Genomic DNA, 20,152 nt, shown 5'->3' with positions numbered 1-20,152 from the left:
CTCCTTCGAGGGATGCCGGCATGCCAGAGGGGTTCCCGTGCGACCTGCGCGAGTGAGGTGCACGCTAGCAGTGGCGCGGCCGCCCCTCCACAGGCCCTCACCCGGAGGGTGCGATGCCGTCAACCCTGCTCAGTGCTCAGACCCCGGGGATCAGCAGGTGCGCGATCGTGAAGATCGCCAGGCCCGCGAGCGCGCCGACGAACGTGCCGTTCAGACGGATGTACTGCAGGTCGCGGCCGACCATGAGCTCGATCTTCTCGGTCGTCTCGACCGGGTCCCAGCGCTCGACGGTGTCGGTGATGATCGACGCGATGTCGTGGCGGTAGCGGTCGACGAGGAACACCGCGGCATCCGACACCCACGTGTCGACGCGGTGCTGCAGCGCGGCATCCGTCGTGAGCCTGTCGCCGATCTCCTGCAGAGCCTGTGCTGCCCGCACACGCAGACCGCTCTCGGGGTCGGCGAGGGCGGTGAGCAGTCCGTTCTTCGCCGTGTCCCAGGCCTCGGCGGCGAGGGCGCCCACGCGGGGGCTGTCGAACAGCGATGCCTTGGCGTTCTCGAGCTTGGCCCTCGTCGCGGGGTCGTTCTGCAGGCTGTCGGCGAGGCGGGCGAGATAGCCGTCGACGGCGATGCGTGCCGGATGCTTCGGGTCGGCCTGCACGGCGCGGACGAACTTGACCGCCTCGTTGTAGGCGGTGTCGTCGACGAATCGGTGGGCGAGCTTCGGGACCCACCCGGGGAGCCTGCGCGAGATGAGTCCCGAGAACGACTCGGCGTTCGCATCCAGCCAGCGGCCGATGCTGTCGGCGGCGAGGTCGACCGCCCCGTGGTGCGCATCGGCCTCGACGATCTTCTCGAGCCAGGCGCCGGCGGGCGGTCCCCACTCGGGAGAGACGAGGTGCTCGCGGGCGAGGTCGGTGATGAGGTCGCGCACGTCGTCGTCGCTGAGAGCGTTCAGGACGGCGGTCGCGATCGTCGCCCCCTCGGCCGCCACGCGTTCGGCGTGGGCAGGCTCACGCAGCCATTCACCGGCGCGCTTCGCGATCGCCGTGCTCGCGAGCTTGGTGCGCACGACGCTCGCCTCGAGGAAGTTCGTCTCGACGAACTCGCCCAGCGTGCGGCCGATCTCGTCTTTGCGGTTCGGGATGATCGCGGTGTGCGGAATGGGCAGCCCCAGCGGCCGACGGAAGAGCGCGGTCACGGCGAACCAGTCGGCGAGAGCACCCACCATGCCGCCCTCGGCGGCGGCGCGGACGTAGGCCAACCACGGCTGTCGCTCCTGGAAGGCGAACGCGATCACGAACACGACGGCCATGAAGATCAGGGCGCCGAGAGCCACCGCCTTCATGCGGCGAAGAGCGCGAAGTCGTACCTGGTCTGCGGGCGACAGGAGCGCCATCGGGGTTCGCGGCATGACGTCATCCTTTCACGGGGAGTCCTCGCTGAGGTCGGCTTGCAGCGTCCGGTCCGTTCGCCCTTCACCGAGTCCACGCTGTGTAGTACTCTCACTACAGTCCGAAAGGGGGTCCATCGTGTTCACCATGACCGCTCGAGAGTTCAACCAGTCCGTCGCGCGCGCTCAGCGCGTCGCCGACGGGCAGCCCGTGATGATCACGAGACGTGGCGAGCCCGCCTACGTACTGCTGAGCATCGGAGAGTACGAACGCCTCCGGCCCGCCGCTCTGACGGAGGACACGCGATCCTTCCTGGACGTCGTCCGGCCCCTCCCTGAGGGGGCGGATCCCGATGACGTCTTCGGTCAGATCATGGACGAGATCGCCGCCGACAGATCGCGTGACTTCGGACGAGAGATCGACCTGTGACACCGTTCCTGGTCGACACGAAGGTGATCTCGGAGATCCGTCGGCCCAGGCCCGACCTCGGCGTGGCGCGGTGGTTCGGCGCGACGGCTCGGGAGTCCATTCACATCAGCGTGATCACCGGGCTCGAACTCGAGCGCGGCGTCCTCCTGGCGCGGAGACGGGATGCCGTCGCCGCCGCGTCTCTGGAACGGTGGCTGGATTCGGTCAGAAGCGGACTGGTGCACCCCGCTCTCGAGGTGACGCAGGCGATCGCTCAGATCACCGCAGCCATCCAAGTGCCGAACCGGCGTCCGCTCGGCGACTCGCTCATCGCGGCCACCGCGCTGCACCACGGACTGACGCTGGTCACCCGCAACGAGAGAGACTTCGACATCCCGGGACTCGCTGTCCTCAACCCGTTCTCGGGCTGACCGAGGCAGGATCCGAGTACCCTCGAATCGTGATCGAAGACATCAAGAAGCGTGCGCTGCACCGCACCAGCATCCTCGAGGGTCAGATGCGCGGAGTCGCGCGGATGATCGAGAGCGAGGAGTACTGCATGGACATCATCACGCAGTCCCGCGCGATCCAGCGTTCGCTCGAGTCCCTCAACCGCCTGCTGCTCGAGAACCATCTGCGCACGCACGTGACCCACATGTTCGACGAGGGCGGGGAGGAGCGCGACAAGGCCGTCGACGAGCTGCTCAAGGCGTTCGACTTCGACCGCAAGTAGCGCCGCGCTCCTCCGCCCCGGTCAGCGTCCGCCGCCGAACACCTCGCCCTCCATGGCGTCGTAGCCCTCGGCCTGCGGGTCGCCGTGCGAACCGCCTGACAGCGCGTACTCCTCTTCGGGCGAGAGCACGAGGCGGTGTCGGAAGAACAAGCCGAATCCGAGCAGGATGATCGCGTAGACGATCGCGATCGCGATGATCGCCGGGCCGAACGTCGGGTTGAGCAGGAAGCCCACGAAGATCAGTGCCGCGATCACCAGGGCGATCACCGCGCCGGGGATGCCCCACGGGCTGACGTACGGACGGTCGACGTTGGGGAACTTCTTGCGCAGGATGATGAACGACACGAGCTGCAGCCCATAGGCGACGACGGCTCCCCAGACGGCGATGTTCAGCACGATCGCGCCGGCGACCGTTCCGGCACCCTCCGAGTCGACGGCCGTGAGCACGTCGAGCACGATCAGCGCGACGAAGCCGACCGCCGCGCCGACAGTGAGCGCGACCCACGGGGTCTGCCGCTTTCCGGTGAGCGAGAGGAAGCGGGGGTAGTAGCCGGCGCGGGACAGTGAGTACATGTTGCGTCCGTAGGCGAACATGATTCCCTGCAGCGACGCGAGCAGGCCGATGAGGGCGAACAGCGCGAGCACGGCGGCGAGCTGGTCGCCGACGATCGCGCGGAAGCCGTCGAGCAGCGGCTCACCGGCGGTGCCGGTGGCCTCGGCGCCGATCACGCCGGTGTTCAGGAACAGCACCAGGAGTCCGGTGACGATCAGGGTGCCGCGGGCCCAGAATCCTGCCTTCGGGATGTCGCGGGTCGGGTTGTGCGACTCCTCGGCCGCGAGCGGGAGCTCCTCGATGCCGAGGAAGAACCACATCGCGAACGGCAGCGCGAACAGGATCGGCAGGACGCCGTGCGGAAGGAACGCGGTCTGGCCCTCGTCGGGGACGATGTCCCACAGGGCATCCCACGAGAACGCGCCGGAGAAGATCGCCATGGCGGAGAACACCAGGATGATGCCGATGGAGATCACGGAGACGACGATCGCGAAGCGGAACGAGATGGCGGCGCCCGCGGAGTTCAGGGCGATGAAGACGACGTAGAGGATGAGATACCAGACCCAGCCCGGCAGTTCGAGGCCGAGCAGCTCGCTCGTGATGCCGTTGGCATACGACGCCGAGAAGTAGACGATCACCGCCGTGGTCGCGACGTACTCGATGGTCTCGGCGGCTCCGGTGACGAGACCGCCCCACGGACCCATCGCCGAGCGGGCGAAGGAGTACGCGCCGCCGGTATGCGGCATCGCGGCCGCCATCTCGCCGATCGCGAAGATCATGCCGTAGTACATCGCCACGAGGATGGCGAACGCGATGAGCATCCCGCCGAAACCCGCGAAGTCGATGCCGAAGTTCCAGCCGGAGAAGTCGCCCGAGATCACCGCGGCGACCGCCAGACCCCACAGGCCCCAGACGCCGGCGGACCTCTTCAGCGTCCGTTTCTCGAAGTAGTCACTCCCGGCACGTGTATAGGTCGCTCCGGCGACCTTGCGGGATTCATTGCTCTGCTGGGACATCCGCTCTCCGTTCGCATGCGTGCAGGCGCCGGGTGCACCTTGCGGATGATTGTGACAGTCAATGGTGGTTTCGTCTACCTTTAGACGACGAGTTGATCTACTCTGAGGGCGAAGCCGGTCGGCCGATCGCTTCACCGCACGAGAACGGAGCGTCAGATGTCGGGCAACCTGAGCATCGAACAGCTGGATGCCGGCATCGCCGCCGGTGAGATCGACACGGTGATCGTGGCCTTCGCGGATGCGCAGGGGCGACTGGTCGGCAAACGCGTGTCGGCGCGGCTGTTCCAGGAGGACATCCTGGCTCACGGGGCCGAGGCCTGCGACTACCTGCTGTCGGTCGACGTCGACATGAACACCGTCGACGGCTATGCGATGTCGGGGTGGGACCGCGGCTACGGAGACATGGTGCTGAAGCCCGACGTCGAGACCCTGCGCAACATCCCGTGGCTCGAGGGCACCGCGCTGGTCATGTCCGATCTCGTGTGGCAGAACGGCGAACCCGTCGGGCCCTCGCCCCGGGCGATCCTCGATCGCCAGCGCGACCGCCTCGCCGAGCGGGGCTGGACCGCGTACTCGGGCACCGAGCTCGAGTTCATCGTCTTCGACAACACCTACCGCGACGCCTGGGCGCGCAAGTACGACGGGCTGACACCCGCGACCGACTACAACGTCGACTACAACCTGCTCGCCTCGACCCGCATGGAGCCGCTGCTGCGTGACATCCGCAACAGCATGGACGGCGCGGGCCTGTACTGCGAGGGCGTGAAGGGCGAGTGCAACTTCGGTCAGCAGGAGATCGCGTTCCGGTATGCGGAGGTGCGGGAGACCGCCGACCAGCACGCGATCTACAAGAACGGCGCGAAGGAGATCGCCGAGCAGCACGGCAAGGCGCTCACGTTCATGGCCAAGTTCAACGAGCGGGAGGGCAACAGCTGTCACATCCACCTGTCGCTCCGCGACGAGTCGGGTGCCCCGGTCATGGCGGGCGACGGAGAGCACGGCTTCAGTCCCGTCATGGAGCACTGGATCGCCGGCATCCTCGCCACTCTGCGCGAATTCACCCTGCTGCTCGCGCCCAACATCAACTCGTATAAGCGTTTCGCGAAGGGCAGCTTCGCGCCGACCGGTGTGGCATGGGGCATCGACAACCGCACCTGCGCTCTGCGGGTAGTCGGCCATGGATCGGGGCTGCGGGTCGAGAACCGGGTGCCCGGCGGAGATGTGAACCCGTACCTCGCGATCTCGGCGATCATCGCGGGCGGTCTGCACGGCATCGAGAACGAACTGCCGCTGCCCGAGCGCTTCACCGGCAACGCCTACGAGGATGCGGTCGACCACCTGCCGACCACCCTGCGCGAGGCGGCGAAGCTGTTCAGCGAATCGACCATCGCGCGGGCGGCGTTCGGCGACGACGTGGTCGAGCACTATCTGAACCAGGCCCGCATCGAGGTGGAAGCCTACGACGCGGCCGTCACCGACTGGGAGCGCATCCGTGGCTTCGAGCGCCTCTGACACCGCGCCGCTGATCGGCGTCACGACCTATCTCGAGCGCGCGCAGCAGGGGGTGTGGGATGTCAGGGCCGCGTTCCTGCCGGAGCAGTACCTCACAAGCGTGACCTCCTCCGGCGGCATCGCCCTTCTTCTCCCGCCCCAGGATCCGGATGCCGCGGACGCGGCGATCTCAGGGATGGACGGACTCGTGCTCTCGGGTGGCGCGGACGTCGCCCCCGAGCTCTACGGCGAGGACCGGCATCCGCTCACCGACCCCGCGAGGGTCGACCGCGACGCGTGGGAGCTCGCGCTCTTCCAGGCGGCCGAGCGTCGTGGCATCCCGGTGCTCGCCATCTGCCGCGGTCTGCAGCTCGTCAACGTCGCCCGCGGCGGAACCCTGCAGCAGCACCTGCCCGAGTCGCTCGGCACCGAGAAGTACCGCATCGGCGGCGGTGTCTTCGCCGAGAACGACGTCGCGGTGTCGACCGACACCCCTCTCGCCGACATCATCGGCGAGACCGAGATGCGGGTGCACAGCTACCACCACCAGGGGGTCGACCGTCTCGGCGAGGGGCTCGTCGCCGCCGCGCATTCGGACGACGGCCTCGTGCAGGCCTTCGTCGACACGTCAGCCGGCCACATCGTCGGCGTCCAATGGCACCCCGAGGAGAACGCCGAGGATCGGCGGCTCTTCACCGATCTCGTCTCACAGGCCCGTGCGTTCGCCGCAGGGCGGAAGGAGGACGCCCGATGAGCGCGTTCACAGTCATCAACCCGTCGACCGGTGCCGCGATCCGCGAGATCGCGCGCGCTGACATCGGAGAGACGGATGCCGCGATCGCCCGCGCGGTCGCAGCGCAGCGACGGTGGGCGGCTCTCGCCCCGGTCGCGCGGGCTGACGCGCTGCGGTCCTTCGCTCGTGCGGTCGAGGCCGCCACGGAGGAGCTCGCACAGCTCGAGGTGCGGAACTCCGGGCATCCGATCGGCTCGGCCCGCTGGGAGGCCGGACACGTCGCGCAGGTGCTCAACTACTACTCGGCCGATCCCGAGCGACTGTCGGGTCGGCAGATCCCGGTGGCCGGCGGACTCGACGTCACCTTCCACGACCCCTACGGCGTGGTCGGAGTCATCGTGCCGTGGAACTTCCCGATGACGATCGCGGCGTGGGCGTTCGCGCCGGCGCTCGCCGCAGGCAACGCCGTCGTCCTGAAGCCCGCCGAACTCACGCCGTTGACAGCCATCCGACTCGGCGAGCTCGCCCTCGAGGCGGGCCTTCCCGAAGGGCTGTTCGAGGTGGTCACCGGGTCGGGATCCGTGGTGGGGCAGCGTCTCGTCGAGCACCCCGACGTCCGCAAGGTCGTGTTCACCGGGTCGACCGAGGTCGGCATCGAGGTCGCCGCCGGATGCGCTCGCGCGCTCAAGCCCGTGACGCTCGAGCTCGGCGGCAAGAGCGCCAACATCGTCTTCGCCGACGCCGACCTCGAGAAGGCCGTCGCCGCGGTGCCCGGCTCGGTGTTCGACAACGCGGGCCAGGACTGCTGCGCCCGCAGCCGGCTGCTCGTGCAGCGATCGGTGTACGACCGGTTCCTCGAGATGCTCGAACCCGCGGTCAGGGCGTGGCGTGTGGGCGACCCGTCGAGTGCCGACACCGACATGGGGCCGCTCATCTCTGCCGCGCATCGCGACACCGTGTCGGGGTTCCTCGACGACGCGAACATCGCGTTCCGCGGCAGCGCTCCGAGCGGCGACGGATTCTGGTTCGCGCCCGCCGTGGTGCTCGCCGACCCGTCCGACCGGATCGCCCAGCAGGAGGTGTTCGGCCCGGTCGTCGCGGTGATGCCGTTTGAGGACGAGGCCGATGCGATCCGCCTGGCGAACGACACCGCCTACGGTCTCGCCGGGTCGATCTGGACCGAGAGCCTCGGTCGGGCCGTGCGCGTCTCGCGCGGCGTGCAGAGCGGCGTGCTCTCGGTGAACTCGCACTCGTCGGTGCGCTACGCGACGCCGTTCGGCGGCATGAAGGCATCCGGACTCGGGCGCGAGCTCGGTCCCGACGCCGCCGAGCACTTCACCGAGACCAAGAACGTCTTCTTCGCGACAGACGAATCCTGACCAGCGACACCCGGCCCGACCATCCCCACCTGCAACGGAGAGCACACATGACCATCGATCTGACCCAGCGCCTCAAGGACCGCGTCGCGATCATCACCGGAGGGGCGAGCGGGATCGGCTTCGCCACCGCTCAGCGCTTCGCGGCCGAAGGCGCGTTCGTCGTCATCGCCGACGTCGACCCCGCCACGGGCGAGAAGGCGGCGGCCGAGGTGGGCGGTGCGTTCCGTCCCGTCGACGTGGCCGACGAGACCATGGTGAACACGCTCTTCGACGGCGTCGCCGCGGAGTTCGGCCGTATCGACATCGCCTTCAACAACGCCGGCATCTCGCCCGCCGACGACGACTCGATCGAGACGACCGAGCTGCCGGCCTGGGATCGCGTGCAGGACGTGAACCTGAAGAGCGTGTACCTGTGCAGCCGCGCGGCACTGCGCCACATGGTGCCGGCGGGTCGCGGATCGATCATCAACACCGCGTCGTTCGTCGCCCTGCTGGGGTCGGCGACCTCGCAGATCAGCTACACCGCGTCGAAGGGCGGCGTGCTGGCGATGTCGCGCGAGCTCGGCGTGCAGTTCGCGCGACAGGGCGTGCGGGTGAACGCGCTGTGCCCCGGGCCGGTGAACACGCCGCTGCTGCAGGAGCTGTTCGCCAAGGATCCCGAGCGCGCGCAGCGACGACTCGTGCACGTGCCGATGGGGCGCTTCGCCGAGCCGTCCGAGCTGGCCGCCGCTGTGGCCTTCCTCGCCTCGGACGACTCATCGTTCATCACCGCCAGCGCCTTCGTGGTCGACGGCGGCATCACGAACGCCTACGTCACCCCGCTGTGAAGCGGGACCATGTCACTGTGACAAGGTGAAAGCATGAGCGAGCACCCTTCCGACGGCGATCTCGTCGAGGTGCGCCGGGCGGTCTACCGGCCGCTTCGCCGAGGCAACGCCCTCGAGGATGCGGTGGCTCGCCTCGTGCAGACCATCCGCCTCGGCGTCGTGGCCCCGGGGGAGTCGCTGCCGCCGGAACGAGAGCTCGCCGCCTCGTTCGGCGTCAGTCGCGACACCGTGCGCGAGGCGATCCGCGAACTCGCCGACACCGGATACCTGGTGCCCAAGCGGGGGCGGTACGGCGGCACGTTCATCGCCGATCCGCTGCCCCAGCCCTCGGATGCCGGGGAGGTCACGGCGGACGAGATCGACGATGTGCTGGGGCTGCGGCGGGTGCTCGAGACGGGAGCGGTGCGGGCTGCGGCGAGCCGGGCGCTGGATGCCGCGACCCGCGCCGACCTGTGGGCGCGACATGAGGCCGCACTGCCCGCCGGGCCCGAGGAGTATCGGCGTCTCGACACGCTGCTGCACCTCGCGATCGCGGAGGCGGCCGGCATCCCCTCGCTCGTCGCGCTGGTCGCCGAGAACCGGGCCGACGTCAATGCGTGGCTCGACACGTTCCCGCTGATGCCGCGCAACATCCAGCACTCGGGTGAGCAGCATGAGCAGATCGTGACGGCGATCCTCGCCGGGCGGCCCGACGTCGCGGAGGCGGCGATGCGCGATCACCTCGCCGGTTCCGAAGCGCTGCTGCGCGGATTCCTGATCTGAACCCGCGCAGCAGCGGCTGCGCCTCACGGCACTGTCAGCTCGTGGCTGCCTCGTCGGCGACGGCGAGAGCCTCGTCGAGCACGGCCAGACCGCGCACGAGATCGTCCTCGCCGATCACGAGCGGCGGTGCCACGTGCATGCGGTTGAAGTGCGTGAACGGCCAGACACCCGCCTTCTTGGCGGCGGCGGCGAAGGCGGCGACGGGCGCGGCATCCGCTCCGCTCGCGTTGAACGGCACGAGCGGCTCACGCGTCTCCTTGTCGCGCACCAGCTCGACGGCCCAGAAGAGCCCGCGGCCGCGCACCTCTCCGACGCTCGGGTGGGTGTCGACCCAGCCGCGCAGGGTCGGCTCGACGATGCGCTCGCCGAGGTCGCGCACCCGCTCGAGGATGCCGTCGCGGCGGAACACCTCGAAGGTCGCGACGCCCGCGGCGCACGCGAGCGGATGCCCGGAGTACGTGAGCCCTCCGGCGAACGGCGTGGTGTCGAAGGCCTTCGCGATGCGCTCGGAGATGACGACGCCGCCGAGCGGCACGTAGCCGGAGTTCACGCCTTTCGCGAAGGTGATCAGGTCGGGACGCCCGTCGTACGCGTCGATGCCGAACCACTCGCCGAGGCGGCCGAAGCCGACCATGACCTCGTCCGCGATGTAGACGATGCCGTAGCGGTCGCACAGCTCGCGCACGCCCTGCAGGTAGCCGGGCGGCGGCACGAGCACGCCGTTCGTGCCGACGACGGTCTCGATGATGATCGCCGCGATCGTCGAGGGTCCTTCGAGCTGGATGGTCTGCTCGAGGTGGGCGAGGGCGCGCTCGGACTCCTGCTCCGGCGTCTCGGCGTGGAACGGCGAGCGGTAGAGGTAGGGCCCGAAGAAGCGCACGGCTCCGGAATCCGGTGTGCCGTTCGCCCACCGGCGAGGATCACCCGTCAGCGCGATCGCCGTCGAGGTCGACCCGTGATAGCTGCGGTACATCGACAGCACCTTGTGGCGGCCCGTCGACTGGCGCGCCATGCGCACGGCGTACTCGTTGGCCTCGGCGCCGCCGTTGGTGAAGAAGACCTTCTCGAAGCCCTCGGGCGCGACCTCGACGATGAGTCGGGCGAGCTCGCCCCGCACGTCGTTGGCCATCGCCGGCTGGATGGTCGAGAGGCGACCCGCCTGCTGCTGGATCGCGGCCACGAGGTCGGGATGCTGGTGCCCCAGGTTGAGGTTCACCAGCTGGCTCGAGAAGTCGAGGTAGGCGTTGCCGGCGTAGTCCCAGAACGTCGAGCCCTCACCCGCGGCGACGGGCAGCGGATCGATGAGTCCCTGGGCGCTCCAGGAGTGGAAGACGTGGCCGCGGTCGTCCGCCCGCACCTGCGCCTCGGCCTCGGGGGCGGGGAGCGGATGCGATGCGCCGTGGCGATCGATGAAGTTCGTCATGTCTCGTGTCTCGGTTCTCAGTGTCTGCTCGGGGGCTCAGTGGTTGCTCGGGAAGCCCAGGTCGATCTGCGAGGGCGTGTGGTCGGGCCAGCTCGTCGTGACCACCTTCGACCGAGTGTAGAAGTGCACCGACTCGGGTCCGTAGATGTGCGAGTCGCCGAAGAGCGAGTCCTTCCAGCCGCCGAACGAGTAGGCGCCGATCGGCACGGGGATCGGCACGTTGACGCCGACCATGCCGACCTCGATGTCGAACTCGTACTGACGGGCGGTGCCGCCGTCGCGGGTGAAGATCGCGGTGCCGTTGCCGTACGCGTTCGCGTTGACGAGCTCGACGGCCTCGGCATAGGTCTCGACGCGCACGACCGAGAGCACCGGGCCGAAGATCTCGTCGTCGTACACGTTCATGCCGGGAGCGACCCGATCGATGAGGCTGACCCCGATGAAGAAGCCGTCGGAGTCGAACTCCTTCGTCGTGCCGTCGACCACGACGGTCGCACCCTCCGCGGTGGCGCCGGTCACGTACGACGCGACGCGGTCGCGGTGCTCGCGGGTGATGAGCGGGCCCATCTCGCTCGCGGCGTCCGTGCCCGCGCCGATCGTGAGTCCGTCGATGCGTGAGGCGATCGCTGCGACCAGATCGTCGGCGATGTCTCCCACCGCGACCAGCACCGAGACGGCCATGCAGCGCTCGCCGGCCGAGCCGTATGCGGCCGAGACCGCCGCGTCGGCCGCGGCGTCGATGTCGGCATCCGGCATCACGACCATGTGGTTCTTCGCGCCGCCCAGAGCCTGCACGCGCTTGCCCGCGTTCGCCGCCCGCTGGTAGATGGAGCGGGCGATCGGGGTTGATCCGACGAAGCTGATCGCGTTCACCCGCGGCGACTCGAGCAGCGCGTCGACGGCCTCCTTGTCGCCGTTCACGACATTGAGCACGCCGTCGGGCAGTCCTGCCTCCTGGAAGAGCTTCGCGATCCAGATGGCCGCCGACGGGTCCTTCTCGCTCGGCTTGAGCACGACCGTGTTGCCGCAGGCGATCGCCGAGGCGACCATCCACAGCGGCACCATGACGGGGAAGTTGAACGGCGTGATCGCCGCGACGACCCCGACGGGCTGCTTGACCGAGTGCACGTCGACGCCGCGCGAGACCTGCTCGCTGCGCTCTCCCTTGAGCAGGTGCACGAGGCCGGCGGCGAACTCGACGTTCTCGATGCCGCGCGAGACCTCGCCGGCGGCGTCCGAGAGCACCTTGCCGTGCTCCGAGGTGACGATCGCCGCGAGCTCGGGTGTGCGCTCCTTGAGCAGCTGACGCAGGCGGAAGAAGACGTCGGCGCGCTTGATGAGGCTCGTCTCGCGCCAGGCGGGCAGAGCGGATGCCGCGGCGGCGATGGCCTGGTCGACCTCGGCGGTCGACGCGAAGGCGACCTGCTTCGACACCTGACCGGTGGCCGGGTCGAAGACCTGTCCCGTGCGCGCCGCGTCGGCGGTCTCTGCTCCATTGATGAGGTGACGGACGATGTCCACGGGGCTCCTTCGTGCTGCGTGATCCGTATCGAACACTCTGACCGAGCAGCGATACGCTGGGTTCTCTCCCATGATCACAGAGCACGAGAGGGCGAACAGGTGTCAGAACGTAGTGACATCGAGCTGGGTCGGACAGAACGTCCGGATGGCAGCACGTTTCTCAGCGTATCCGACGTGCTCTCCGAGCCCGCCGTGCAGCAGGGCGGCCCGTCGGTGCTCGTGGGGGGCGCCGCTCTCGATGTCGCCGTGCGGTGGGTGCATGTCTCCGACAGCCCGGACGTCGCGCGGCTTCTCGACGGCGGCGAGTTGCTGCTGACCACGGGAGCCGGGTGGCCGAGCGACGTCAAGCAGCTGCGGGACTTCGCGACCAGCCTGCACCGCGCGGGCATCGCCGGCATCGTGTTCGAGCTCGGCACAGCCCGTGAGGCGGTGCCCCAGCCGCTGGTCGACCTGTGCGCGACGGTCGGACTGGCGCTCATCGCGTTGACCCGAGAGGTCAAGTTCGTCGCGGTGACCGAGGCGGTGCATCATGCCCTCATCGCCGCGCAGACGCACGCGCTGCACGAGCGTCAGCACCTGCACGAGCTCTTCACCGCGCTGAGCCTGCAGGGCGCGCCGGCCGATGTCGTGGTGTCCGAGACCGCGCGGGCGCTGCGCGCACCGGTGATCCTGGAGAACCTCGCGGGTGAGGTGATCGCGGCCGAGGGGCTCGACTCTCCGATCGCCGACGTCCTGAGCTCGCGTGGCGACGCCGAGCGGGTGCCGGTGCAGGCGCGGGGAGTGCGCTGGGGCACGCTGCTCGCCCAGCCGGGACCGGCTCACCCCGCCGGGCGGGTCACGGTGCTCGAACAGGGGGCGACGGCCCTCGCGTTCGGCTGCATCGCCGACGGCGGCGACACCGAATGGTCGCTGCTCGCGCAGCGCACGGTGATCGATGATCTGCTGGGGGCGCGCTTCGCGAAGGCCGACGACATCGACGCGCGGCTGCGTGCCGGCGGTTTCGCCCTCGCCGACCGGCAGTGCCACGGGATCGTCGCCCGAGGGTCGGCGTCGATCAGCGAGCTCGCGTATCGCGCACGGCAGGCGGGGTTCGCCGTCATGGCGGCCAGGGTCGAGGGCGATGACGTCGCCCTGCTCTCGCTTCCGGCATCCGCAGTGCTGTCCGACGAGGTCGTGCTGCGCATCGCCGGTCCCGACCGCGCGGTGTTCGTCGGCCCGGTCGCCGATGACGTCGTCGGACTGCTCGGCTCGCTGCGCGCCGCGCGCGACCTCGCCGACAGCGACCGCGCCGAGGCGGGGGCCAGAGTGCGGCGGGTCGACGATCGCCCGCTCGAGAGGCTCGTCGCCACGCTGCGCGACGATCACCGACTGCACGAGCACAGCGAGCGGATGCTGGCGCCGCTGATCCGTCACGACCGCGAGCGTCGCGGCGACCTGCTCGCGGTGCTCGCGGCTCTCGTCGCACACCCGGGCAACCGCTCCGCGGCGGCGGCCGCGAGTCACCTGTCGCGGTCGGTGTTCTATCAGCGCCTCACGCTGATCGGCGATCTGCTCGGTGCCGACCTCGACGACGGCGAGACGATCGCGGCGCTCCACCTCGCGCTCCTCGCGAGGCGGCGCACCGCGGTGACCGACTGAGTCAGAGCACCGACTGGGCGTCGGTGAGCACGCTCCGCAGGATCTGCTCGATCTGACGGAACTCCGCGGGGCCCACCGTGAGCGGCGGTGCGAGCTGGATCACGGGATCGCCGCGGTCGTCGGCACGGCAGTAGAGCCCGGCCTCGAACAGGGCGGGGGAGAGGAAGCCGCGCAGCAGCCGCTCGGACTCGTCGTCGTCGAAGGTCTCCCGCGTCGCCTTGTCCTTCACGAGCTCGATGCCGAAGAAGTAGCCGTCTCCGCGCACATCGCCCACGATCGGGATGTCGAGGAGCTTCTCGAGCTCGGCGCGGAACAGGGGCGAGTTCTCGCGCACGTGCTCGTTGAGCCCCTCCTCGTCGAAGATCGCGAGGTTCTCGAGGGCCACGGCCGCCGAGACCGGATGCCCGCCGAACGTGTAGCCGTGCGGGAACGACACGTCGCCCTTCGAGAACGGCTCGTAGATCCGGTCGCTGATGACGGTCGCGCCGATGGGCGAGTAGCCGCTCGTCATGCCCTTGGCACACGTGATCATGTCGGGCACGTAGCCGAGGCCCGTGCACGCGAAGGTGTGGCCCAGGCGACCGAACGCGCAGATGACCTCGTCCGACACGAGCAGCACGTCGTGGCGGTCGCAGATCTCGCGCACCCTGGCGAAGTATCCGGGAGGGGGCGGGAAGCATCCGCCCGAGTTCTGCACCGGCTCGAGGAACACCGCGGCGACCGTGTCGGCGCCCTCGAACAGGATCATCTCCTCGATGCGGTCGGCGGCCCAGCGACCGAAGGCCTCGAGGTCGTCGCTCGGGCCGCCCATCTCGGCCGCGCGGTAGAAGTTGGTGTTCGGCACGCGGAACCCACCCGGGGTGACGGGCTCGAACATGGACTTCATCGCCGGGATGCCGGTGATGGCCAGTGCGCCCTGAGGGGTGCCGTGATAGGCGACCGATCGCGAGATGACCTTGTGCTTGGTGGGCTTGCCCATCAGCTTCCAGTAGTGCTTCGCGAGCTTGAACGCGGTCTCGACCGCCTCGCCGCCGCCCGTCGAGAAGAACACCCGGTTCAGGTCGCCGGGCGCCTCGGCCGCGAGTCGGTCGGCGAGCTCGATGGCCGCCGGGTGCGCATACGACCACAGCGGGAAGAACGACAGCTCGGAAGCCTGCTTCGCCGCGGCCTCGGCGAGCCGACGGCGGCCGTGGCCGGCGTTGACGACGAAGAGTCCGGCGAGGCCGTCGAAGTACTCCTTGCCCTTCGAGTCCCAGATGCGGTGACCGTCGCCCTTGACGATGATCGGGACGCCGCTCTTCTCCATCGTGGACTGCCGTGTGAAGTGCATCCACAGGTGGTCCTTGGCCATGGTCTGGAGTTCGGCCTCGGACGGTGTCGGGCGTTGCGTGCTCATCTGGTCCCCCAGTTGTAGAGCTGCTTCTGCAGCTTGGCGTAGATGAAGGTCTCGGTCGACAGGACCCCGTCGATCGGGCGGATGTGATCGTTGATGAGGGCGAGGAGGTCCTCGTCGTCCTCGCAGACGACCTCGGCGAGGATGTCGAACGAGCCCACGGTGATGACGACGTAGTCGATGGCGGCGATCTCGGCGATGGCCTCGGCCACGACCCTCGTGTCGCCCGAGACGCGGACGCCGATCATGGCCTGCCGGGGGAAGCCGAGCTGCATCGGATCGGTCACTGCGACGATCTGCATCACGCCGGACTCGGTGAGCCGCTGCACGCGCTGGCGGACGGCGGCTTCGCTCAGTCCCACCTCTCGCCCGATGTCGGAGTACGAGCGTCGCCCGTCTTCCTGCAGCAGTTCGATGATCGTCTTCGCGACATCGTCCAGTGGGGGGTGCTTCTTCGAGGACGCCATGATGCGATCCTCGCACCGCAGCGGCCGGTCTTCAACTGATTCCGCAGAATCGGCAGAGCCTCAGGGGTGAAACCGCAGAATATCGCGCTTATGCCTCGAGGGGTCCGAGCCAGGCGCTCGCCGCAGTGGAATGCGCCGATTCGGGATCGGAGGGATGGAATGCGCCCGCGAGGACGTCCCGGTAGAGACGCGACAGCTCGTTCGACGAGAAGTACGAGCCGCCGCCGGCGACGAGCATCGCCTGATCGACGACGTGCTTCGACATCGTGATCGCCCGGTGCTTGACGCCCGACAGCAGCGTGAACCACCGAGCGCCGTTGTCGACCCTCTCATCGACATCGCGGGCGAGCACCGCGATCTGCGGCGGGAGCGCGTCGTACGCGAGGCCCATATCGGCGATGCGCCAGCGGATGTCGGGATCCTGGCTGTACGTCGCACCCGTCTTCTTCGAACGGCGCATCTGCGCGGTGAGCACCGCCAGGTCAAGGGCACGACGTGCGATGCCCGTGTAGACGGAGGCGAGCAGGATCTCGAAGACGGAGAAGATCCCGAAGACGATGGGGTCGGGGTTCGGGCCCGGATCGATGCGACGCACCACGTGCGCGGCATCCGCCACGGCTCCGTCGAGACGCGTCGTGCGGCTCTGGGTGCCCCGCATGCCGAGGGTGTCCCAGTCGTCGCCCGTGACGACCGCGTCGGTGCGGTCGACGAAGGCGAAGACCAGCTTCGGAGCGTCGGCGCTCGTCGTGTCGAGGCCGTGCAGCCCGAGCCTCGTCCATACGGGCGCGAGCGAGGTGAAGATTTTGGTGCCGGTGAACGCGTAGCCTCCGTCGGCGGTGGGCGCGGCCTCGGTGTCGCTCCCGAACAGCACCAGGTCGTTGCCGCCCTCGCTGATTCCGAAGGCGAAGACCTCGCCCGCGACCGCGCCGTCCTGCACGAACTCGAGACCCGGCACGCCGCGGTCGGAGAAGACCTTCGCGACGCCGGTCCACACCAGGTGCATGTTGATCGCGAGCGCCGTGGCGGGAGCGGCGGTCGCGAGACGCTGCTGCAGGATCGCCGCCTCGGCGAGGCCGAGCCCCGCGCCCCCGCGTTCGGCGGGCACGAGGATCGACAGATATCCCGCATCGCGGAGCTCATCGAGGTCCTGCTCGGGGAACGTGTTCTCGCGGTCGTGGATCGGGGCCCGCTCGCGGATGCGCTCGAGAAGGTCGTCGGGAAGGTAGGCGGTCGGATCGAAGGTGCTCACGCGAGTGCCTCTCTCAGCTGTCGGACGGTCTCTTCGGGCTTGTCGCGGTGCAGCGAGTGCCCGGCGCCCTCGACGACCGACATCGTGACGAGGGGGTTGGAGGCGAGGACGCCGGCCGCGACCTCGCCGGTGAAGATGCTGTAGACCGCGGGATCCGAGGCGATCACATGGGTGGGAACGGTCAGCCGGGCGGCATCCGCAGTGACGTCCCACGGAGTGTTCTGCGCACTCGTCTGCTCGACCGCCCAGGCGCTCGCGCGGTGCACCGCGTCGACCTTCAGCTCCCAGTCCTGCGGGTGCCAGTGCGGATGCTCCTGCCGCACCAGCTCCACCCTGTTGTCGGCGAAGGCGCGCTCCTGGCTCCTGCGGACGATCGCGGCATCCCGGCCGCCGACGAGGAGCGCCGGATCGAGCAGCACGAGTCGGCGCGTCCACTCGGGAGCGGATGCCGCCGCCGCCGTGCTGGAGGCCCCGCCGAGCGAGTGGCCGACGACGGCATCCCAGGGTCCCCCTCCGTCGGGCGTCGTCGTGGCGAGGTCTGCCGCGTAGGCGGCGACCGAGTAGTCGAGGGCGCGCGGGGCGTCGCCGTGGCCACGCAGATCGACGGCGGTCGCATGCCATCCGGCGTCGGCGAGGTCGGTGCCGACGCGCCACATGAGAGCCGCGGACGAGCCGAGCCCGTGCACGAGGAGAACGCGACGATCGGATGCCGGGTCGCCCCAGGAGATGCGGGGCAGCGTGAGCGGTGCGGGCATGCAGCAAGCCTACGACCGGCTCGCGGCGGTGAGGCCTGCGGAGCTCAGTCGAGGGGCGGCAGGTCGCCGTGCGTCGTCAGCACGCGGGCCGCTGCGGTGTGGCCCGCGGACAGCCGTGCCGACAGATCTGCGCCGTCGAGGGTCGCGGCGAGGAACCCGGCCGCGAACGCGTCTCCGGCGCCGACCGGCTCGACGACCTCGACACGGGGAGCGGGCACGAACACCGGCTCGTCGTCGCCGAGGAACGCGGTCGCCCCGACGTCGCCGTCCTTGACGATGAGCAGCCCGCAGTGAGGCAGACGGGTGCGGATCGCGGCGGCGGTCGCGGTGCCCCAGATGCGCTCGGCCTCGTCGCGTCCGACGAAGGCGATGTCGGCGGCGTCCGCGAGGCGGGCGAGGGTGTCGGCGGCATCCTGCATCGTCCACAGTGCGCGGCGATCGTTGACGTCGAAGGACACGAGGGCGCCGGCGGCGCGAGCGTCGACGAACAGCTGATCGACCATCGCGCGGCAGGACGGCGAGAGCGCCGGGGTGATGCCCGTGGTGTGCACGATGCGGACGCCGGCGAGCTGGGCGGCGTCGAGGAACCCCGGTGCCATCAGCGAGGCGGCCGAACCGCGCCGGTAGTAGTAGACCGACGACGACTCCACGCCGGGGTCCTTGAACATGACGCCGGTGGGAGCATCCGCATCCGTCGTCACCCAGAGGTCGACGCCGCGCCGCTCGAGCTCGGTCGAGATGCGCACGCCGATCGGGTCGTCACCGAGGCGTGAGGCCCACGCGGCGCGGTGCCCTGCCGACACGAGCCCGACCGCGACGTTTCCCTCGGCTCCCGCCAGACCGAGCGCAGCCGTCTCGGTCTCGGCGAGCGGGGCTCCGAGAGCGGTGACGAGTCCCATAGACTCGCCGATGCAGACCACCTCGGGGGCGGCGGATGCGGGGGAGGGGGCAGAGCTCATGAAGGGGTGACCGCCAGAGGTTCGGTGTCGGGGTGGGGACTCGCGTCGCGATGGCGCAGGTCGGGGAAGGAGCGGACGAAGACGATCGAGACGACGAGGCCGGCTGCGGCGAACAGTGTCGCGGCGAGGTAGGCGCCGCGCGGGTCCGTCGCGTCGACCAGGAAGCCGGCGACCGCCGAGCCCGCCGCGGCACCGATGAGCTGTCCCGTGCCCGCCCAGCCGAACGCCTCGGCGGTCTCGCTGAACTTCACGCTCGCAGTCGTGATGGCGAACAGCACGGCGAGGGCCGGCGCGATGCCGATGCCGGCGAGGACCAGCGTGCCGCCGAGCCAGAACACGTTGAGGGAGAACATGGTGAGCGCCAGGCCGACGGTGACGATCGCGAGACGGCGGGCCATCGCCCAGGGGCCGATGGGGATGTGTCCGAACGCGAGTCCGCCGGCGAGGCTGCCGACCGAGAAGACGGCGAGCACGAGGCCGGCGGCGAGGCTGCCGTGCTCGAACGTGGCGACGACGCCGACCTCGACGGCGGAGCAGGCGCCGATGAGGAGGAACCCGATGACGGTGGCGAGCAGCACGGGCGGCTTGAGGACGACCTTGCCGAGGGCGTTGCGGCTGCGGGGGATGCGCACGCGACCGACCTCGGGCGAGAGGATGAACCACGCCCCGCCGCCCACCAGCACGACGGCGACGAGCAGGAGACCCTCGGCGGTGCCGACCTGGGTCGAGACGAGGGTGATCACGACGGGCGCGATGACCCAGATGATCTCCTGCAGCGAGGCATCGAGGGAGAACAGCGGAGTGAGCTGCTTCGAGTTCACGAGCTTCGGATAGATGGTGCGCACGGCGGCCTGCACCGGCGGGGTCGAGAGGCCGGCGATCATGCCCAGGACCATGTAGCCGGGGATGCTGAGGGGGAGGAGCGCGAGCCCCAGCACGGCGACGACGCAGACGCTGAGCGTCAGGGTGAGCACGCGGCGCATGCCCCAGGCGCCCATCCACCGACTCGTGATCGGGCCGGCGACGGCCTGCCCGACGCTCGTCGCGGCGAGCACGAGGCCAGCCGAGCCGTACGACCCGGTCTGCTGCTCGACGTGCAGCAGGATCGCGAGCGAGGTCATCCCGTTGGGGAAGCGAGCGGTCAGCTGTGCAGCGATCATGCGCGCCACTCCGGGCGTGCGAAGAAGGTCCCGATATCCCGCCACGGGTCAACGCTACCGGGAGGCGCGGACGCGGGTCCAAGCGGCTCCTCCGCGACACGCCGCGACACGCCCAAACCGAGTTTCCACAGAAAATCCGATGTCCGAGGTCGGCCGTATCGTCCCCCCTGTGGATGGATCTCTCACAGGTCGTTCCCAGCCGCGATTTCTCGCGGTTCGGAGGCACTGTCAAGGGGGCTGTGCCTGTGGAAGAAACGGTGGAGAACCTGTGTTGTAACAGTGGAGAGCGGT

The 20,152-nt window shown here is 69.4% G+C and carries 19 protein-coding genes; 9 read left to right on the top strand and 10 right to left on the bottom strand.

What is annotated here, in order from left to right; all coding sequences use genetic code 11:
• Positions 1–136: 136 nt before the first annotated feature.
• Positions 137–1,414 carry a DUF445 domain-containing protein gene (locus tag AKG07_RS10430; protein ID WP_053097814.1) on the bottom strand — a complete coding sequence of 426 codons (1,278 nt, stop codon included), beginning with the start codon at positions 1,412–1,414 and terminating at the stop codon, positions 137–139.
• Between the two features lie 127 nt (positions 1,415–1,541).
• Between AKG07_RS10430 and AKG07_RS10425 the strand changes: the two genes are divergently transcribed.
• Genes AKG07_RS10425 through AKG07_RS10415 form a run of 3 tightly spaced genes read left to right on the top strand, consistent with a single transcriptional unit; the run spans position 1,542 to position 2,535 of the window.
• Positions 1,542–1,823, top strand: a complete 282-nt coding sequence (locus AKG07_RS10425; RefSeq protein ID WP_053099257.1) for a type II toxin-antitoxin system prevent-host-death family antitoxin — start codon at positions 1,542–1,544, stop codon at positions 1,821–1,823.
• Positions 1,820–2,233: a type II toxin-antitoxin system VapC family toxin gene (locus tag AKG07_RS10420; RefSeq protein ID WP_053097812.1), complete on the top strand. Its 414-nt coding sequence runs from the start codon at positions 1,820–1,822 to the stop codon at positions 2,231–2,233. The genes AKG07_RS10425 and AKG07_RS10420 overlap by 4 nt, the downstream gene beginning before the upstream one ends.
• Before the next feature lie 29 nt (positions 2,234–2,262).
• A complete protein-coding gene (locus AKG07_RS10415) occupies positions 2,263–2,535 on the top strand; it encodes a metal-sensitive transcriptional regulator (RefSeq protein WP_053097810.1) in 273 nt (90 codons plus the stop codon).
• 21 nt (positions 2,536–2,556) lie between these two features.
• Here AKG07_RS10415 and AKG07_RS10410 read toward each other — a convergent pair whose 3' ends face one another.
• Positions 2,557–4,104, bottom strand: coding sequence for an amino acid permease (locus tag AKG07_RS10410; protein ID WP_053097808.1), 1,548 nt, complete (start codon positions 4,102–4,104; stop codon positions 2,557–2,559).
• Between the two features lie 156 nt (positions 4,105–4,260).
• On the opposite strand from AKG07_RS10410, the gene AKG07_RS10405 reads away from it, so the two are divergent.
• From AKG07_RS10405 to AKG07_RS10385, 5 genes are read left to right on the top strand one after another with little or no spacing between them, the layout of a single operon-like run.
• Positions 4,261–5,616: a glutamine synthetase family protein gene (locus tag AKG07_RS10405; protein ID WP_053097806.1), complete on the top strand. Its 1,356-nt coding sequence runs from the start codon at positions 4,261–4,263 to the stop codon at positions 5,614–5,616.
• Positions 5,597–6,349, top strand: coding sequence for a gamma-glutamyl-gamma-aminobutyrate hydrolase family protein (locus AKG07_RS10400; protein WP_053097803.1), 753 nt, complete (start codon positions 5,597–5,599; stop codon positions 6,347–6,349). Before AKG07_RS10405 ends, AKG07_RS10400 begins: the two co-directional genes overlap by 20 nt.
• A complete protein-coding gene (locus AKG07_RS10395) occupies positions 6,346–7,707 on the top strand; it encodes an aldehyde dehydrogenase family protein (RefSeq protein WP_053097801.1) in 1,362 nt (453 codons plus the stop codon). Before AKG07_RS10400 ends, AKG07_RS10395 begins: the two co-directional genes overlap by 4 nt.
• A gap of 47 nt (positions 7,708–7,754) precedes the next feature.
• On the top strand, positions 7,755–8,534 hold the full coding sequence (locus AKG07_RS10390) for a 3-oxoacyl-ACP reductase (protein WP_053097800.1): 780 nt from the start codon (positions 7,755–7,757) through the stop codon (positions 8,532–8,534).
• 33 nt (positions 8,535–8,567) lie between these two features.
• Positions 8,568–9,296 (top strand): FadR/GntR family transcriptional regulator, encoded by a 729-nt coding sequence (locus tag AKG07_RS10385; RefSeq protein WP_053097799.1) that lies wholly within the window; start codon positions 8,568–8,570, stop codon positions 9,294–9,296.
• A gap of 34 nt (positions 9,297–9,330) precedes the next feature.
• Here AKG07_RS10385 and AKG07_RS10380 read toward each other — a convergent pair whose 3' ends face one another.
• Both AKG07_RS10380 and AKG07_RS10375 read right to left on the bottom strand, forming a co-directional pair.
• Complete coding sequence (locus AKG07_RS10380; protein ID WP_053097797.1) at positions 9,331–10,719, bottom strand: aspartate aminotransferase family protein; 1,389 nt, start codon at positions 10,717–10,719, stop codon at positions 9,331–9,333.
• Positions 10,720–10,755: 36 nt separating this feature from the next.
• Positions 10,756–12,240 carry a CoA-acylating methylmalonate-semialdehyde dehydrogenase gene (locus tag AKG07_RS10375; RefSeq protein ID WP_053097796.1) on the bottom strand — a complete coding sequence of 495 codons (1,485 nt, stop codon included), beginning with the start codon at positions 12,238–12,240 and terminating at the stop codon, positions 10,756–10,758.
• Between the two features lie 174 nt (positions 12,241–12,414).
• Between AKG07_RS10375 and AKG07_RS10370 the strand changes: the two genes are divergently transcribed.
• Positions 12,415–13,878, top strand: coding sequence for a PucR family transcriptional regulator (locus AKG07_RS10370; RefSeq protein ID WP_053097795.1), 1,464 nt, complete (start codon positions 12,415–12,417; stop codon positions 13,876–13,878).
• A gap of 1 nt (position 13,879) precedes the next feature.
• On the opposite strand, the gene AKG07_RS10365 is transcribed toward AKG07_RS10370, so the two are convergent.
• From AKG07_RS10365 to AKG07_RS10340, 6 genes are all read right to left on the bottom strand, one after another.
• A complete protein-coding gene (locus tag AKG07_RS10365) occupies positions 13,880–15,274 on the bottom strand; it encodes an aspartate aminotransferase family protein (protein ID WP_053097794.1) in 1,395 nt (464 codons plus the stop codon).
• Positions 15,271–15,738 carry an Lrp/AsnC family transcriptional regulator gene (locus AKG07_RS10360; RefSeq protein WP_053097793.1) on the bottom strand — a complete coding sequence of 156 codons (468 nt, stop codon included), beginning with the start codon at positions 15,736–15,738 and terminating at the stop codon, positions 15,271–15,273. The genes AKG07_RS10365 and AKG07_RS10360 overlap by 4 nt, the downstream gene beginning before the upstream one ends.
• A gap of 88 nt (positions 15,739–15,826) precedes the next feature.
• Positions 15,827–16,987 (bottom strand): acyl-CoA dehydrogenase family protein, encoded by a 1,161-nt coding sequence (locus AKG07_RS10355; protein ID WP_053097792.1) that lies wholly within the window; start codon positions 16,985–16,987, stop codon positions 15,827–15,829.
• Entirely contained in the window at positions 16,984–17,742 is a 759-nt protein-coding gene (locus AKG07_RS10350) for an alpha/beta fold hydrolase (RefSeq protein WP_053097791.1), read from the bottom strand. Before AKG07_RS10350 ends, AKG07_RS10355 begins: the two co-directional genes overlap by 4 nt.
• Positions 17,743–17,786: 44 nt before the next feature.
• The gene (locus AKG07_RS10345) at positions 17,787–18,701 is read right to left on the bottom strand and encodes a sugar kinase (RefSeq protein WP_053097790.1); all 915 of its coding nucleotides are present in this window, start codon (positions 18,699–18,701) and stop codon (positions 17,787–17,789) included.
• On the bottom strand, positions 18,698–19,861 hold the full coding sequence (locus tag AKG07_RS10340; RefSeq protein ID WP_053097789.1) for an MFS transporter: 1,164 nt from the start codon (positions 19,859–19,861) through the stop codon (positions 18,698–18,700). The genes AKG07_RS10345 and AKG07_RS10340 overlap by 4 nt, the downstream gene beginning before the upstream one ends.
• Positions 19,862–20,152: the final 291 nt, after the last annotated feature.

The sequence above is a fragment of the Microbacterium sp. CGR1 genome (assembly GCF_001266755.1).
Taxonomy (GTDB): domain Bacteria; phylum Actinomycetota; class Actinomycetes; order Actinomycetales; family Microbacteriaceae; genus Microbacterium.
The sequence above is the reverse complement of the archived record's forward strand: the minus strand, read 5'-3'. Positions and strand labels throughout refer to the sequence as shown.

Excerpts from the sequence above, each read along its gene's own strand:
- AKG07_RS10350 (WP_053097791.1), bottom strand. The coding sequence starts at position 17,742 with ATGCCCGCACCGCTCACGCTGCCCCGCATCTCCTGGGGCGACCCGGCA.
- AKG07_RS10340 (WP_053097789.1), bottom strand. The coding sequence starts at position 19,861 with ATGATCGCTGCACAGCTGACCGCTCGCTTCCCCAACGGGATGACCTCG.
- AKG07_RS10395 (WP_053097801.1), top strand. The coding sequence starts at position 6,346 with ATGAGCGCGTTCACAGTCATCAACCCGTCGACCGGTGCCGCGATCCGC.
- AKG07_RS10405 (WP_053097806.1), top strand. The coding sequence starts at position 4,261 with ATGTCGGGCAACCTGAGCATCGAACAGCTGGATGCCGGCATCGCCGCC.
- AKG07_RS10385 (WP_053097799.1), top strand. The coding sequence starts at position 8,568 with ATGAGCGAGCACCCTTCCGACGGCGATCTCGTCGAGGTGCGCCGGGCG.
- AKG07_RS10390 (WP_053097800.1), top strand. The coding sequence starts at position 7,755 with ATGACCATCGATCTGACCCAGCGCCTCAAGGACCGCGTCGCGATCATC.
- AKG07_RS10345 (WP_053097790.1), bottom strand. The coding sequence starts at position 18,701 with ATGAGCTCTGCCCCCTCCCCCGCATCCGCCGCCCCCGAGGTGGTCTGC.
- AKG07_RS10365 (WP_053097794.1), bottom strand. The coding sequence starts at position 15,274 with ATGAGCACGCAACGCCCGACACCGTCCGAGGCCGAACTCCAGACCATG.
- AKG07_RS10410 (WP_053097808.1), bottom strand. The coding sequence starts at position 4,104 with ATGTCCCAGCAGAGCAATGAATCCCGCAAGGTCGCCGGAGCGACCTAT.
- AKG07_RS10360 (WP_053097793.1), bottom strand. The coding sequence starts at position 15,738 with ATGGCGTCCTCGAAGAAGCACCCCCCACTGGACGATGTCGCGAAGACG.
- AKG07_RS10380 (WP_053097797.1), bottom strand. The coding sequence starts at position 10,719 with ATGACGAACTTCATCGATCGCCACGGCGCATCGCATCCGCTCCCCGCC.
- AKG07_RS10425 (WP_053099257.1), top strand. The coding sequence starts at position 1,542 with ATGACCGCTCGAGAGTTCAACCAGTCCGTCGCGCGCGCTCAGCGCGTC.
- AKG07_RS10430 (WP_053097814.1), bottom strand. The coding sequence starts at position 1,414 with ATGCCGCGAACCCCGATGGCGCTCCTGTCGCCCGCAGACCAGGTACGA.